15 protein-coding genes and 1 tRNA gene are annotated in these 16875 nt (G+C 28.1%); 6 read left to right on the top strand and 10 right to left on the bottom strand.

What is annotated here, in order from left to right; all coding sequences use genetic code 11:
• Positions 1-16: 16 nt before the first annotated feature.
• Positions 17-298 (bottom strand): DUF493 family protein, encoded by a 282-nt coding sequence (locus tag Q0714_RS00170; protein WP_298262270.1) that lies wholly within the window; start codon positions 296-298, stop codon positions 17-19.
• A 120-nt stretch (positions 299-418) separates the two neighbouring features.
• On the opposite strand from Q0714_RS00170, the gene Q0714_RS00165 reads away from it, so the two are divergent.
• From Q0714_RS00165 to Q0714_RS00145, 5 genes are all read left to right on the top strand, one after another.
• Positions 419-955, top strand: coding sequence for an ATP-binding protein (locus Q0714_RS00165; protein ID WP_298262269.1), 537 nt, complete (start codon positions 419-421; stop codon positions 953-955).
• Entirely contained in the window at positions 952-2847 is a 1896-nt protein-coding gene (locus Q0714_RS00160) for an ATP-dependent DNA helicase RecQ (protein ID WP_298262268.1), read from the top strand. Before Q0714_RS00165 ends, Q0714_RS00160 begins: the two co-directional genes overlap by 4 nt.
• Entirely contained in the window at positions 2847-3791 is a 945-nt protein-coding gene (gene fmt, locus Q0714_RS00155) for a methionyl-tRNA formyltransferase (protein WP_298262267.1), read from the top strand. The genes Q0714_RS00160 and fmt overlap by 1 nt, the downstream gene beginning before the upstream one ends.
• 186 nt (positions 3792-3977) lie before the next feature.
• Positions 3978-4250, top strand: coding sequence for an HU family DNA-binding protein (locus Q0714_RS00150; RefSeq protein WP_298262266.1), 273 nt, complete (start codon positions 3978-3980; stop codon positions 4248-4250).
• A gap of 97 nt (positions 4251-4347) precedes the next feature.
• Entirely contained in the window at positions 4348-4905 is a 558-nt protein-coding gene (locus Q0714_RS00145) for a YqgE/AlgH family protein (protein ID WP_298262265.1), read from the top strand.
• Here Q0714_RS00145 and Q0714_RS00140 read toward each other — a convergent pair.
• Positions 4897-5715 carry an aminotransferase class IV gene (locus tag Q0714_RS00140; protein ID WP_298262264.1) on the bottom strand — a complete coding sequence of 273 codons (819 nt, stop codon included), beginning with the start codon at positions 5713-5715 and terminating at the stop codon, positions 4897-4899. The genes Q0714_RS00145 and Q0714_RS00140 overlap by 9 nt on opposite strands.
• 83 nt (positions 5716-5798) lie before the next feature.
• On the bottom strand, positions 5799-6182 hold the full coding sequence (locus Q0714_RS00135) for an START-like domain-containing protein (RefSeq protein WP_298262263.1): 384 nt from the start codon (positions 6180-6182) through the stop codon (positions 5799-5801).
• A gap of 126 nt (positions 6183-6308) precedes the next feature.
• Between Q0714_RS00135 and Q0714_RS00130 the strand changes: the two genes are divergently transcribed.
• Positions 6309-6382 (top strand) — tRNA-Met (locus Q0714_RS00130).
• A gap of 206 nt (positions 6383-6588) precedes the next feature.
• Here Q0714_RS00130 and Q0714_RS00125 read toward each other — a convergent pair.
• The 7 genes from Q0714_RS00125 to Q0714_RS00095 form a co-directional block, all read right to left on the bottom strand.
• Positions 6589-7977: a TlpA disulfide reductase family protein gene (locus Q0714_RS00125; RefSeq protein ID WP_298262262.1), complete on the bottom strand. Its 1389-nt coding sequence runs from the start codon at positions 7975-7977 to the stop codon at positions 6589-6591.
• 157 nt (positions 7978-8134) lie between these two features.
• Entirely contained in the window at positions 8135-9664 is a 1530-nt protein-coding gene (locus Q0714_RS00120) for a RagB/SusD family nutrient uptake outer membrane protein (protein ID WP_298262261.1), read from the bottom strand.
• Between the two features lie 11 nt (positions 9665-9675).
• Complete coding sequence (locus Q0714_RS00115) at positions 9676-9927, bottom strand: hypothetical protein (protein ID WP_298262260.1); 252 nt, start codon at positions 9925-9927, stop codon at positions 9676-9678.
• Positions 9897-10019, bottom strand: coding sequence for a hypothetical protein (locus Q0714_RS00110; protein WP_298262259.1), 123 nt, complete (start codon positions 10017-10019; stop codon positions 9897-9899). Before Q0714_RS00110 ends, Q0714_RS00115 begins: the two co-directional genes overlap by 31 nt.
• 298 nt (positions 10020-10317) lie before the next feature.
• Positions 10318-12624 carry a glycoside hydrolase family 3 N-terminal domain-containing protein gene (locus Q0714_RS00105; RefSeq protein ID WP_298262258.1) on the bottom strand — a complete coding sequence of 769 codons (2307 nt, stop codon included), beginning with the start codon at positions 12622-12624 and terminating at the stop codon, positions 10318-10320.
• Between the two features lie 13 nt (positions 12625-12637).
• Complete coding sequence (locus tag Q0714_RS00100; protein ID WP_298262257.1) at positions 12638-13399, bottom strand: glycoside hydrolase family 16 protein; 762 nt, start codon at positions 13397-13399, stop codon at positions 12638-12640.
• 2 nt (positions 13400-13401) lie between these two features.
• A complete protein-coding gene (locus Q0714_RS00095) occupies positions 13402-16851 on the bottom strand; it encodes a hypothetical protein (protein WP_298262256.1) in 3450 nt (1149 codons plus the stop codon).
• Between the last annotated feature and the right edge of the window lie 24 nt (positions 16852-16875).

The following is a 16875-nucleotide window of genomic DNA, read 5'->3' as shown; positions in this document are numbered from 1 at the left end:
ATTGCTGTTAAAAGAATCACAAAGATATAATTCCTTCAATTTTTTCTGCAGCTTGGTATTTTAAAATAATATCATCTGCTTTTTTCATAACAATATGAATTGAAACACTAGTGTATTTACCTGTTCTTGATGAAGTTTTATTAATAACAGCTCCTTGATAGTTAAATAAATCTTCTACTTGCTGAATTTTATTTTCATCTGTTGGAACTATAAATTTAAATAGATACTTTGTTGGAAAAGTTGTATCCTTCTTCAATTTTTTCTTTAACTTTTTATAAAATTGCGTTCTATTGTCCATTCTATTTTTTTACAAATAAGAGAAGCAAATATAATACCACCTTAATAATGTTAATATTTAGCTGACAAAATTACATTATTATTTTTTAGTATAATTTAACGAATACCTTATTTTTGTGTTATGCAAAAGAAAATAGTCATTACTGGAGGTCCTGGCACTGGAAAATCAACTGTAATTGAAGAATTAGCAAAACGCAATTTTTTGTGCATGCCAGAAATTTCTAGAGAAGTTACTTTAAATGCACGTAAAAAAGGTATTGAACAATTATTTTTGACCAAACCTTTACTCTTTAGTGAAATGCTTTTAGAGGGTCGTATTCATCAATATACCGATGCTGAAATCAAAAATAATGATATCGTTTTTTTTGATAGAGGAATTCCAGATGTACATGCTTATATGAATTATATTAGTATTGACTATCCTAAAACTTACATTCACAAAAGTAATTTATACCGCTATAATTATATTTTTTTAATGCCTCCTTGGGAAGATATTTACATATCGGATAACGAACGTTATGAAAATTTTGAACAAGCCTTAGCTATACATAACCATTTAGAAAGAACTTACAAAGAATTAAATTACAACATTATTGAAGTTCCAACTGGAACGGTAACCAAAAGAACTGATTTTATTTTAGCGTGTATTAAACAATGAATACACCTTTACACATATTAAAAAAATATTGGAATTATAACGAATTTAGAACTCCACAACAAACAATAATTAACAATGTTTTAGATGGTAAAGATACACTAGTTTTATTGCCCACAGGAGGCGGTAAATCTTTATGTTATCAAGTTCCTGCTATGATTTTAGAAGGAGTTTGTATTGTAATTTCCCCCTTAATTGCACTTATACAAGACCAAGTAAATAGTTTAAAAGAAAAAAACATTAAGGCTATTGCTTTAACCTCACAACTTACACAAGAAGAAGTAATTGTAGCTTTTGACAATCTACAGTTTGGAGGGTATAAATTTTTATACTTGTCTCCTGAAAAATTACAATCTAGTTTTGTTCAAGAAAAAATCAAACAACTTCAGGTTTCATTATTTGCAATAGATGAAGCCCATTGCATATCTGAATGGGGACATGATTTTAGACCTTCTTATCTTCAATTAAAGGTTTTAAAAAAATTACATCCCAAAACGCCATTTATAGCCTTAACTGCTACCGCAACAAAAAGAGTATTGGAAGATATTCAATTACAACTAGAAATACCCAACGCCACCGTTTTTAAAAAATCATTTCAAAGAAAAAATTTAAGTTATAGTGTTCTTTTTACCGAAGATATTTATGGTAAATTACTTCAAATTTTAAAAAAACTAAGTGGTTCAAGTATTATTTATACCAACAGTAGAAAACAAACCAAAACAATTAGTAATCTTCTACAGATCAATAAATTTAAAAGTAGTTTTTACCATGGTGGTTTATCATTTTTAGAAAAAAATGAAGCCTTTTCTAAATGGATGAATGATGAAACTCCTATAATGGTGGCTACCAATGCTTTTGGAATGGGCATTGACAAACCTAATGTAAGAGCAGTTATTCATATAAATATTCCTAATAGTTTAGAAAATTTTATCCAAGAAGCTGGAAGAGCTGGAAGAGATAGAGAAAAAGCATACTCTATCCTTTTAACAAACAATACGCAACTTTTTGAAACAACTTCAAAATTTGAAAGCACCATAGCTTCTGTAAAATTTGTTAAAAAAGTATATTCACATTTAAATCAATATTATAAAGTTGCTTTAGGTGAAACACCAACAACCCCATTTAATTTTACACTTCAAGAATTTTGTCATACCTACCAATTAAACTTATTACAAACTTATAATGCTATTAAAATTTTAGAAAAAGAGAGTATTTTAATTTTAGATGAAAATTACAGTAAAAGATCAACGTTAAAATTTATAATTAGCAGTAAACAATTAATTCATTATATAAATGAGCATCCTGTAAAAGGAGAACTAATTAAATTAATTTTAAGAAGTTACGGTGGAATTTCAGAACACCATACTATAATAAATGAATTTAATTTAGCTAAAAAACTAACAATCAATAAAAGTGATGTTGTCAATCATTTAAACGATTTAAATTCCTATGGAATTGTTGAGTATCTTTTTGAAGATAATAGTTCTAAATTGTTATTTTTAGTTGCACGAGAAGATGATTATACCATAAATAGTATTTCAAAAAGTATTCAAAAACGAAATCAAGTAAAATTTGATAAATTAAATGCAACGATAGCATATATAAGAAATATTAAAACCTGTAGAAACATTCAGTTATTAGCTTATTTTGATGAAACTAGTTCAACACCTTGTGGTCAATGCGACGTATGTAAAACAAAAACTACTAAACCTAGTTCCGTAAAAGATATTATTCAAGAAATAATTGAGCTTTTAAAACACCATCCTTTATCTTCAAAAGAACTAGTTACCCAATTAAAGTACTCCGAAACCGAAGTTTTAAATTCACTAAAAATATTATTAGAAAAAAATAAAATAACCATAACTTCGCAAAATAAATTTAAAAGTAACTTTTAATGAAAGATTTGAGAATTGTATTTATGGGAACTCCTGATTTTGCTGTTGCAACATTAGATGCACTTATAAAAGCTAATTTTAATATTGTTGGCGTAATTACAGCACCTGATAAACCTGCAGGTAGAGGAAGAAAGCTAAATGAATCTGCAGTGAAAAAATATGCGATTGCACATAATTTAAAGTTACTACAGCCTACAAATTTAAAAAGCGATGATTTTCTTAATGAATTAAAAGCTTTAAGTGTAAACTTACAAATAGTTGTTGCATTTAGAATGTTACCTAAACAGATTTGGCAATTACCAAAATACGGAACTTTTAACTTACATGCATCACTATTACCTAATTATAGAGGAGCAGCACCAATAAATTGGGCAATTATTAATGGTGAAACTAAAACTGGAGTTACTACTTTTTTTATTGATGAAAAAATTGACACTGGTCATATTATTTTACAAGAAGAAACCAATATTCAAGAAGAAGAAACAGTTGGAGAATTGCATGATAAATTAATGAATATTGGAAGTCAATTGGTTGTTAAAACCGTTCAATTAATAGAAAAAGGAAATGTAACCACAAAAAAGCAACCAACTGCAGAAGAAAAACCTGCACCCAAAATATTTAATGAAACCTGCCATATCAATTGGAATGATTATTTGACAAATATTTATAATTTAATACGTGGATTGAATCCATATCCTGCTGCTTGGACAACCCTTATTAATAATGGTGAAGAAATTAAAGTCAAAATTTTTGATGTAAAAAAAGAAATCATTCATCATCAACACAAAACAGGTTTTTTAGTTATTTCTAAAAATGATATTAAAGTTGCCGTAAATGAAGGTTATTTAATAATTGAATCTCTTCAAATTGCTGGTAAACGAAAAATGGATAGTAAAAGCTTATTAAATGGATTTACTTTTCATAAAAATGCAATGTTTAAATAAACCCATATTTTAAAGGGCTTACAGCTTATTTATATAAAAAGCCTCAAGGTTATTAACATTTAGATACATTTATTAACAAAAGAGGTACTTTTTTTAATAAAAACTTGCACAAACCCTTATTCCGTATAACTTTGTTAAGCATTTAAAAGAAAAAAATGTTTAACCAATTAATTTAATATTTAAATTATGAACAAATCAGATTTAATTGATGCTATGGCAGCTGATGCTGGCATCACAAAAGCAGCAGCAAAAGCAGCTCTAGAATCATTAACAGAAAATGTAACAAACACACTTAAAAAAGGTGGAAAAGTTGCATTAGTAGGATGGGGAACTTGGTCTATCTCTAAAAGAGCAGCTAGAACTGGAAGAAACCCTCAAACTGGAAAAACTATTAAAATTGCAGCTAAAAACGTTGTAAAATTTAAAGCAGGTGCTGGATTTAGTGACGCAGTTAACTAATAAATAAGACGACATCTTATTATTTTTAAAACTCTCTAACTTATTAGAGAGTTTTTTTTTTAGATAAAAATTACTATATTTAAACAAAGGTAATTGTATGTTAGAGCTTAATCCATCAAAAGGAAAATTACTTGTTGCAGAACCATCTATTCTAAATGACAAAGAATTTAATAGATCTGTTATCTATTTAACTGAACATAATAAAGATGGATGTATTGGTTTTATATTGAACAAACCAACCGATTTTGTTTTAAAAGATTTAATTCCTGAAATTAATATTGATTATACGATATTTCATGGAGGACCTGTTGAACAGGAAAATTTGTATTTTATGCATAAAGTGCCTCATCTAATTCCAAATAGCATAAAAATTGATAAAAATATTTATTGGGGAGGAGATTTTGATGTACTCACTGAATTATTAAATTCAAAAGAAATTGAAGCAACAGATATTAGATTTTTTTTAGGATATACTGGCTGGTCAATTACTCAACTAGATGAAGAACTTAGAGAAGCTACTTGGGTTGTTGTTAATAATAAATACCCTAACTTATTTAAAGTTAACAGTAATGATATATGGAAAAATCAATTATTAACATTTGGTGGTGAATACCAAATTTGGGCAAACGCTCCAAAAAACCCAGCTTTAAATTAAAACTTCTAGTTCTTCTTTTAGTTCATCTGCTACTTCCGTTTTATAATTACTTTTTTTGTATTTTGTTACAGACTGAATTCCTATAATTGTATTTGTTATAAAAACTTCATTTGCTTTTTGCAACTCAAATGGCGAAATAGGTGTTTCTTCTAAATTATAATTTGGATTTTTAGAAAGTATATCAATTAGTTTTTTTCTAACAATTCCCTTAACACACCCTTCAGTAATTGGAGGTGTTTTTATCTTGTTATCTACTACTATAAAAATATTTCCATTAATTGCTTCAGCAACAAATTTTCTTTCGTTTAATAAAATGCAATTATTTAAATTATTTTCTGAAGCGTATATACTTGCCAAAATATTTGTCAGTTTATTAGTGGTTTTTATTGTTGATAGTAACCCCGAATAGCAATAATAATCTTTAAATAAATCAACTGTATAGCTTGCTTTTTTTTCAACTTGTAACATTGAAGCTTCAACTAAATATTGTACTGAATTATTAATAGGAGTGTACAAACCTCCATTACCTCTGTAAACTGTTATTCTTACTCTTGCATTGGTTAACTTATTCTCTCTAACAGTTTTTAAAATTTCTGATTCAAAAAAATCTAACGTAAATGACATAGGAATCTCCATTCGAAGCATTCTCATCGAAGCCATTAACCTAAAATAGTGGTCTTCTAAAAACACAACTCTAGAATTAAATACTTTAATTGTTTCAAACAACGCATCTCCATATTTAAAAGCTCTATTTTCAGCATTAAAAAAAGTTGTTGATTTTTCTAAAAAACTACCATTAAAATTTATCATTACCTCTATTTTAAGAGGCAAATTTACATAAAAAAAACCTTGAATAAATTCAAGGTTTTTTATTTTTAATAACTCGCTATAAACTAAGCTCCTATTGTATGTTTTAATTCATTGATTTGATTTTCCCAAAACATTTTAGATTCTTCAATTTCATCTTCTTCTGAAAAATCTGTAACAATTAAAGAAACGTCTTTAGTAATTTCGTCTACTTCAATACGAAATTCAAAAAAAGTTTTATCATCTCCATCTTCTAACCATTTAAATTTAATTTTTTCACCTGGCCGTTCTTGTAGAACTTTAGCTTTTTCTTCAGAAGAATCCCAAATAAACGTATATATTTCTCCGCGTGAATTTACATTATCAGCAAACCATTCTGAAAGTCCAGAAGGGGTTCCGAAATATTGGTATAACATCTGAGGTGATGCGTGTATAGGAAACTCAATTTCAAATTTTACTTTTGTAGACATATTCTCATTTTAAAAGCACAATATATATAAATATTCTATTTAAAAAAAATTTAAATTATTAAAAAAATTAGTCAATAAATTTGCTGCATCAAATTATTTATTTTTATATTTGCACCCTCAATAAATGGCGTGGTAGCTCAGTTGGTTAGAGCGTCGGATTCATAACCCGGAGGTCTGCAGTTCAATTCTGCATCACGCTACAAAATTACACTATTAAAAAAAGCGATTTAGGGTTTCCTAAATCGCTTTTTAAATTTAAAACAAACAATACTTTAGATATTAAAAACTTATTTTTTATTTAAAAAGTTAAATGTTCATTTTTGTAGGCTACCATTCATTTTGCAATTTTCCTCATAGCAATAATATAAAAGCTAGTATTAATAAAATAATGCTTTATACTTACAAGTTACTTATTTAAAATATTATTAATCATTTCTTCAAGTTTACCAGACGATGGCCAAGGAGCAAATACATCCACAATTTTTTGATCTTTATCAATTACAAAAAAACGTGGGATACTAACAACCATATAATCTGAAAGCTCATTTCTATATATTTGAAGCTGATTCCCTTTTACTTCATTCTTTTCAAAATATTTTTTCCAAGTTTTTTCTGTATCTATAGAAAGTGAAATAAATTCTACATTATCATTATTATGAAATTTTTCTTCTAAAGCCTCAAAAGATGGCTTTTCAGCCATACAAGGGCCACACCAAGTTGCCCATAAATCAATAACTACAACTTTTCCCTTATAATCACTTAAATTAACAGTACTTCCATCCAACTTATTAAATTTTAAATCAGATGCTGGACTCCCCTCAGTTATAGCTTCATATTCTTTCTCTTTAAATTCAATTGCATTTATATATTCCTGATTCTTAATTTTACTTTTTTCTTGATTTAATTTTTCTTTAAAAGCTTTTGAATAACCTTCTTTAGAGAATTCTGAAATCAAATTGCCTGTAACAATATATTCCTTTAATTCTTCGCTTAATTCAGGCAAATTAAGTTTAGCTCTAAATGAATCATCTTTTAAATAATATAAAATTGATTGAAAGACTTCTAGTTGTAAATAATCTGTACTATTAAAATCTTTTAAATAAGACTCCATAAATGGTGTTAAATATTCTGAAGCTTCTTGGGTTAAGGTATTATATTGCTCTTCTGTAATATCTCCTGATCTCAATTTATAATAATAAAGATATGTAGTAGATTTCAAGGTATTTACATAATCAAAATTAATACGAGAACTCTCTAAACGTTTAAATTCATCAGAAACATTAGTGAGTGCCCTTAAAACATTTAAACGATCCTCTACAACTATTTTAAAAGTCTCTGGCATGTCTTTATAAGACTTAATATTTGCTGACAACTCTTTATTTCCCCAGTAAGAACCTCCTTTTGGATACGGCAATTTTCTTAAAAAATTATTAGCTTCAGCTCCTTTTCCTGTAAATGAGGCTAAATCTCTTCCTTTAGTATCAATATTTGCAACTAAACTATCGCCTGGAGTTAAATAAAAAAAAGTTCTACCAGATTGAAAATAGTTTGGTTCTTCTAGGTCGAAGGTAAAATTAAAATTTGTTTTATTTATTAAAGGAATAGCATAAACAATATCTTTATATAAGGTATTTTTAGCTGTTATATTTTTTAAATATAAAGTATCTTGTTCATAATTGGCTATCGTTCCAACTAGAGTCACTTTTTTAGATTTTTTATCTTTATTAGCTGAATCCTTACAAGAAATTGTAAAAATAACTACACCAAACAAAAGAATTAAAGATTTAAAATTCATATAAAAATTTTTAAAAATTAATTAGTTCAACACCTCTTTTAAAAAGAATTTTTTTGTTGAAAAAAATACAATAATTTGAATACTATAAATTTAAGCTTAATTAAAAAAGTTTCACTGGCGCTAACAAAAACACCAGTGAAACCAAATGAAAATCAGCTTAATAAGTATTTTGTTTTAAAACATTGTCCGAGGCTATAATATCGGTATCAGGTAGTGGATTAGCATACCTTCTTGAGTTTTTTTCTAATGAAAAATTTACAGGTGTTTCTGCTCCTAAAATTGAACTTCCATTATAAGGGTAAAAAGTTCTAGTTACAACAACATCATCTGAGCTATCTTCATTGTTATTATAGCGTCTAATATCATACCATCTATGTACAAAAGGCATTTCTCTTCTTCGCTCTTCTAAAACTTTCACTAAAGCTTCTGCTTGTGAAGCGGCACTTAAATTAATTATTTCTGAAGGTGCAGACGCATCCATTCTACTTGCCCTTAATTGATTGATTGTTTGAATACCTTGTGCATATGCTCCTGTTCTAACTTGACATTCAGCTAAAATTAATAACATTTCTGGTACTGATGGACCACTTAAGATGTCTGATCTATGAAAGAAAACATAGCCTGGGTAATTGTAAGGAGGATCTACAGCATTTGCTTGTTCGTATGAATATCCTTCAACCATATGGTATTTAAACCTTAAATCATAAGTTTGATTATAAAGTGATAATAACTCTTCAGATGGCCAATATTTCCAAGAGCCATTTGATAACGCTCTAAAGTAATACGATTCTCCCCAAGCTAACATTAAATCAGCTTCTTGTGAATCATGTGTATATGGAAAATCAATACTCACTTGAGTAGGCTCAGGATTAAATATAGTTACTTGCGTAGGTGCATTAGAAAAACTCATATCTGTATTATAATCTCTTAAAAAGTCATATTCATTTAATGCTTCTTGAGCATAAGATTGAGCTTTTTCATAATCATTTAATGCTAAATAATAACGTGCCGCAAAACCATTTACAGCAGCTGTACTTGCTCTCCAAGTACGGTTTAAATCATTTACTTGAGTAAAAGAACGTGTTAATTCTAAAGCTTTATTTAAGTCAGATTCAATAAATTTCCAAGTATCCTCTAAACTTACTCTTTCCATGCTTTCTTCAAAACTGGTAGTTTCTTTTATTGGAAGTCCTAGCTCTTGCTTATTTCCTTCTGTATAAGGTAAACAATAAATGTTTGCTAATTGAAAATAGCTATAGGCTCTAATAAAATGTGCTTCTGCTTTAATTTGTTTCTTTTCAGTATCCTCTCCTGCAACACTTCCTAAATTTTGCATTACTAAATTTGCGGTAAAAATTTTCTCCCATTCACGTGGCCAATAAGGTCTATTGGTATTTGGTAAATATTCTTTGTCCCATGTACCATATTGTAATGAAGTAAGACTGTATGAGCTCGTTGAAGCATCATATAAATCAGTTATAAAACCATAGTCATCTGTTGAAAAAATTAACTCGGAGGCTGGTTCACTATAAAACTCACCATAGTTATTAAGTAGTGCTTCTAAATGTTCTAATTTATCAGGGACAGTAGCTGTAGATTTTGATGGTTCTTCATCTAAAAAATCATTACAACTTGCTACTAAGTTTACTATTAAAATTAATAATATTATATATTTAAAATTTTTCATGTGTTTCTATTTTAAAAATTTAATTGAACTCCAAACGTAACTGTTGTTTGCGGCTTAATAGTACCTCTTGGGTATTCAGGATCTTCACCAAAATCATTAAATAAAATGGTTCCAAGATTATTAGCTTGTGTATAAACTCTAGCTGAATTTAAACCAATTTTATCAATAAATTTTGTTGGTACATTATACGTTAAATTCACCTCTTGAAACCTTATGTGTGAAGCGTCTTCTGTTAATATGCAGCCAAATACATAATTTCCCAATACTCTTTATAAATAGTTACCAACGCAGTTTCATCACCTCTGCTGAGTTTTTCTAATAATAACTTTTGGTTAATTTTTTTTGGTTTTTGCATTAGAAAATTAAATTGGAAACAAATGTAGGTATTTAATAGATTTATTTTTGATGAAATTATTTTTTATAAAAATATTGAATTGAATCAGTAAAATAAACACTTGAAAACTCGATACTTATCATTTTAAAAAATAATAAACTAATTAGAATTCTTTAAAATTCAATTAATTTAAGTGCAATTTTAACCAATAATGTTTTAAAACACAATAAAAATGTTTAATAATTTTTTTACACTTATTAAATATTAACATTAAGTAAATATTATTTTTTAATAAAAAAATAAGCTTTATAAACTTTAGTTAATTTCCTTTAGTAAAAAATATTTTCTTAGTTTTTAATTCTGATGGGTTTCCTCCTATTTGCAGTTCAAACTCACCTTCTTCTACCGTCCAATTATTGTTTATATCAATACTTTTTAAGTCGTTTAGTGATAGGGTGAAATTTACTGTTTTGCTTTCTCCTACCTCTAAATCTACTTTTTGAAAACGTATTAACCTTTTAGAATCAGGAGATAAAATAGCAACCATATCTTTTAAATACAACTCAACAATTTCCTTCCCTTTAATTTTACCAGTATTTTTTACATCAATTGAAACATTAAATTGATCTGATCTATATAAAGTATCTTTATTTATATGAAAATTTGAGTACTCGAAGGTTGTATAAGATAAACCGTATCCAAACTCAAACTGAGGATAAAACCCATCATACCCCCAATTAACATCTCTTATATCTGTTTTTTTGTGATAATAGGTTAGTGCATTTCCAGAATATTTAGGATACGTATATGGTAATTTTCCGCTTGGATTAATTTTTCCAAAAAGCACATCAGATATGGCTCTTCCTCCTTCTTGACCAGGTAAATAAGCCATTAAAATCCCATCAACTAAAGGTTCAATATCTTTAATAATTCTTGGGCGACCTTGAACCATCACTAAAATAACTGGTTTTCCAGTTTTAGCTAATTTCTCAACTAATTCTTGTTGTACTCTTGGCAATTCCAGTTCATTAATATCTGAAGGCTTTTCAGAAGCAGGAATTTCACCAACACAAACTATAATTATATCTGCATTACCTGCTTTAGAAACTGCTAAATTTGAATTAACATCGTTCAAATAATCAGTTCCTTCTACATATGTCACATTGGCTGCTCCAATATGCTTTTCAATTGCTTGTACTACTGTTAATTTACTTGAATCGTTATAGGTGGTATCTCTTCCTAAAAATGATCTCGACCAAGCTCCATTCAATATATTTATAGAATTTGAAGCGTAACCAGTAACAACTATTTTTGAAGCTTTTGTAAGAGGTAAAATATTCCCTTTATTTTTTAATAAAGTAATTGATTCACTGGCTATTTGATAGTTTGCTTTAATATGTTTTTCATTTCCAACATTTGGATAGTCTTTGGGATTAGTATAAGGGTTTTCAAAAAGGTTTAGGTAAAATTTCAAACGTAAAATACGTGTAACCGCATCATCAATTCTGCGCATAGATATATCACCAGTTTCAACCAATTCAACTATTATATCTACAATATCAGCGTCGTATGGATTCATCAATAAATCTAAACCAGCATTTACTGCTAATTTAGTAGCTTCACGCATATCTTTAGCAGATTGATGAGCTTCAACCAAAAATTCAACATCACTAAAATCTGAAATTACAACACCTTTAAAACCTAATTCTTCTTTTAAAATATCAGTAATATAATACTTATTTATATGACAAGGAATACCGTTTACAGCATTAGAACTGACCATAACACCCATAGCACCTTTTTGAATTGCTTTTTCAAAAGGTGGTAAAAAATACTGACGTAAATTATTTTCAGGAATCAACGCATTGGCACGATCTTTCCCATTTTTACCTGCTCCATAACCCAAAAAATGTTTTACGCATACTGCTGTTGAAAATTGACTTTGTAACCCTTCTTCCTGAGAGCCTTCAATATAAGCATTTGTCATCTCAGAAATTAAATATGGATCTTCACCATAACTTTCAGCAATTCTTCCCCAAAGTGGATTTACTGCTACATCTGCATTCGGATTAAAGTTCCAAGGTAATGATGCTGCTCTAGACTCGTAAGACGTAATTTTAGCTCCAAGTTTGGATAATCCAGGATTCCAAGTTGCTGCTACCGCAATTTGATGTGGGAATATTACTGATTCATTAACATAATTAGCTCCATGAATATTATCAATTCCGTATAATACAGGAATTTTTAATCGAGTGTGCTGCATCGCCGAATCTTGAATTTTCTTTATAATTCTATGCCAATCTTCTTTAAAAGCTGGATATCCTGGTGTATTATGGATTGATCCCACCGCATAATCTATGATAAATTTTTTAAATTTTATACTATCAAAAACAGCACTATCTCTCACATCCCAGTAATCACCTGTTAAAATAGCTGGCAAACCAATATTTAACATTTGACCAGCCTTTTCTTTTAAGGTCATTTTTGATACTAACTTTTTAATTTTTAGTTCTGTTTCATCTGTTTGAAATTCACTTATTTTAATTTGTGTTTCAACGATTTGTTCATGGTTATTACAGCTTGTAAATATTAAAAAGACTATAATTATTTGAATTAATATTTTCATTAGAAAGAGTTCTTTAATTTTTATAGACTCGTATATAATCCAATACAAAATCTTTAGGAAAAATAGTATTATCAATATCATTCCCTCCAAAATTACCTCCTATTGCTAGGTTAACAATTATATAGAAAGGTTGATTAAAAGGCCAAGTTTCTACGGTTTTATTTTTTGGTTTATAGGTATAAAATAATCGGTTATCTATTAAAAAATCTATTTTATTAGGGGTCCAATTAGCAGCATATATATGAAATCCTTTTTCAATCCCTTGAATTTTAGCTTTTCGAGTATTTTTAGAGTTTCCATAACTGTCTTGTGTATGTACTGTTGTAAAAATATTTTCAGGTTCACGGCCAACATATTCTAAAATATCAATTTCACCACACAGCGGCCATTTAACCTCATCTATATTGCTTCCTAGCATCCAAAATGCAGGCCATAAGCCTTTTCCTAAAGGCAACTTTGCCCTCACTTCAATTTTGCCATATTGAAATTCAATTTTATTTTTAGTAGTAATCCTAGTTGAAGTATAAATTGAATCTTCAAGTTTTGCCGTAATTGTTAAAAAACCATTTTTTAAGGTGTGATTATTTTTAGTATAAATCTGTTTTTCATTATTTCCCCATCCACATAGCTTTGGGCAACCATCTCCCAATTCAAAATTCCAAAAATTATTATTTAAACTTGTACCTTCAAAATTTTCTTCCCAAATTAATTCTTGTTTCGTTTTACAAGAAAAAAGCAAGAATGTTACTACTAAAATTAGTAAGTACTTTTTCATAACTATTTTAAAATTGACACTATTATTTTCTCAATTTCTCCTGTTCTACTAAAAATTTGATTACTTATAATTTTTGGCAAACTTAACAGGTTTAACTTCTTTTTAGCACCATTACTAAATATTACTTCTAGTTGTTTTTTTGTACCCAATTTATAAATGATAGGAATCTGACAATATGTAAAACAAAGACTATTGCTCTTTAAAATAAGTTCTTTAAGCTCTTTACTTATTGCTGTATACTTAAAAGCACTTGATTTTTGTAAAAATTCAGTTCTTTTTAATAAAAATGGATTAAAGTGTAATTTCCCATCTTTAATCAATATTCCTAACTCTCCATATCTACAAATTACATCTTCCTTAACTTGTCCTGTCATTCCTGGTTGTTGAGCACCTTTTCCTGCAGGTGTGTGCGAATATGGATCTGTTGGAAACGCCCCATAAATTTTTGGAGATTTATGAACTCCTATCCCTTTATTAATTTCGTGATAATGATGATTTAATTGATTTATTAATTTTATACTTTCATTATTATCAACTGCCTGTACACAATTTTCTTGAACTGCCAATAAAAGCTTTGAAACCATATGCCAGTAGATAGAGCCTAACCCTTCATATCCGAAAAAAGTACCTGATCTTCCAGTAAATGCCTTATGGTTAAAAACTTCTTCAAAAAGACTAAATAAATATTCTTTTTCTTTCAAAATTAAATTGGAATATGTATCTGAATTTAATTCTAACAATGCTTTTTTAAGACATTTTACATTATTGAAATTTCCATTAAAATGATAGTTTCCTTGGATATCTTTTTCAATAATTTGTGTATTTCCATTTTTTAGAAGTGTTTGTAGAAACTTAGAATTATTCACTTTAGTTTTAGGAATTGTATTTTTTTCAGTAAATCGAGCTAATTCTTTGTTTGGATATAATAAATAACTATTCTGATCTTCTCTATACAATGCACTGTTTCTTAAAGAATCTATAATTTCTAAACTTTCAATGGTAGAAATAGCGCCTGAACTTAATACAGCTACTTGACCTTCTAGCATTTCAGGTAAATGAGAAATCGAAATTTCCAATTCATTTTTAATATAAATTAAATTATAGGAGTGATAAAGTTTATCTTCTCTCTTATTTTCCCTAATTGTATGATCTATAAAAAACTTTGAAAGTTTAAAAAATTCTAAAAGTTCGGCTTTAGTAATGGCTATTTTATTACTTGTAAATCCTTTGTTATACACACTCATTCTATATGAACTTCCTGCTGTTGCTAAACCATCTAAAATTGTTTTACGTTTTCTATCAGATATTTTTCCATTTAACACATGTTCATTTTCAGTAAATGTTTTAACTACTTCTTTAAAAAACATATACAGTTCTTCAGAAATTTCAGTTTTTTCAATAGTATTATTTTTTTGAACAAGGTCTTCAAAAAATGTTATAAAACGGTTTAGATAATACAACGTTACCATAGAAACTCCATTACCAACTAGTGCATTGTTGGCATCATTCCACTCTGGCCGTTGTGTATTTAGCCAAATTCCAGCCTCTGGAATAAAATTTGAGATTTTAGCCAATACAGGAACTAACAATTTTTCTATTAAATTTACTTTGTGAATAAAGAAATTCTCGTCTCTTAACAATGCTCCATCTGAACCTAATTCAAGCTTTTTTTGATTAATTTTTTCGTTTAATTCAACATCAAATTCTATGGTATCTTTTGGATTGTTTAAAATTTCAGAATAGCTTTTAATTTTATAAGGAACATTGGCATAAACAAATAAGTCTTGGTTAAAATAGTTGCTTAATTCATTTGGAAAATAATTTTCACTAAATTCTAAAAACTTCAATAAATAAATGATTTGATGATCTCCCCAATAACCAATAAACGACCAAGGATCATTAGGCTCAATTACCTCCCAATCAAAACCTGTTTTTGTAACTCTGTATGGATTATAGCCTTCAAAGGTTGTAGCATTTAAAAACTTATGAATCATACCTTCAATAAAATTAGGGTATGAATGTGCTAAAGCTTCCCAATTTTGAAATATATCTCTCCAATTCCCTTCATAATCTAATATTTTAGAACCATCTATTTCACTTTTGGTATTAATTGAAAATTTATTCCAAGGTCTACTTGGATCTCCGTGTCTTCTACTAAATTTTAACGGTAAATACTCAAAACACAGTCTTCTAAAGTTTTTATCTTCTTGATTTTTTGCAGTTTCTCTTAATAATTCTAATGAAAATTTATTTGGAATCTGCTTTAAAAATTGTTCTTTTTTCTTATAAACTTTTTTATTTGCATTTAAAATATAAGCAGTAAAGTCTTTCTTTTCAATCTGGTAATTATCATCAAAAATTCCTCCACGCATGATATTAAAAAGCGTATTAGAAAAATGCCTAGTATTTACTAACGTATCTGAAGTTAACTGTATCCCATCTGAGTTCCCCGAAAGCTCAATTAATCTTTTGGTTCCTAGATCAATATCTTCTTCTACTAACCTTTGAAGATTTTTATTATTTTTAATTTGTTCTGAAATTTCGCAAATAGCACTAATTGTTTGATTTACATTTGCTACTTGCATCCAGGAAGTTGAATTATTTGACGCTATTTTGGTTTTAAAGCAAGTAAAATAAGCTCCTTTTTCAGCTTTTATATCTGTTTCTTGGGTAATTTTTACTTCTTTTCTAAAGTTATTTAATTGCAATGAGGATAATAAGTAGGTTGGATTTTTAATTCCTAAAGACCAAGCAATAGTAGCTTTTAAAGCTTCACTTGGTTCTGCTTTATCGACTATAATTGCACTCAAAGCATAAATTCCAATTCCTACTTCCTCTTCAAGTTCATTTTTTTTATATGCATCTACTAAATTACTTCTTGTATTTTGCATCTCTGCAGAAACTCCATAAGGAACAATGTTTTGAATTCCATCTAAAACTTGAGCTTGAATACTTTGGTGGTTGTTATTTATAATTGTTGATTTTTTGACAAAGCCAAACCTATTGCTAGAATTCCATTCATATCTAAAAATTACACTTAAATCATTATTAATTTCTTCAAAAATTAATTTATTTCCATAGCTATTTTTATATAAATTTCTTGAAATATTATAAATACTCTTTTGGGTTTCTGAAAAAGGTTCCCATAAGTATTTTTTTGAGTCGATTTCAATTTTTAAAATTGTTTTACTTCCTGTAATTTCAAAAGATTCTGTAATTTTATCGTCTGTATAATATGGAAAAAGTGCTAAATCGCTATTTTTTCTTCCAGCGCTTAAACCTCCATTACTTGCTATAAACATCCAATGATTAGAGTCACTAACAATGCTCATAAAAAAAGGCCTCATTTGGTCTACATTAGAAATTTTATAATAGCTTTCATTATTTAAATTTATCATTTCACCAGCCACTACATTAGCTTCAATAAAGGCTTTATTTTTTCCTATATACATTTGACTTAGTTTAATTTTAACTAT

The organism is uncultured Lutibacter sp., from assembly GCF_947493565.1.
In the GTDB taxonomy this organism is placed as follows: Bacteria; Bacteroidota; Bacteroidia; order Flavobacteriales; family Flavobacteriaceae; genus Lutibacter; species Lutibacter aestuarii.
This window is presented reverse-complemented; position numbering and strand designations above follow the sequence as displayed.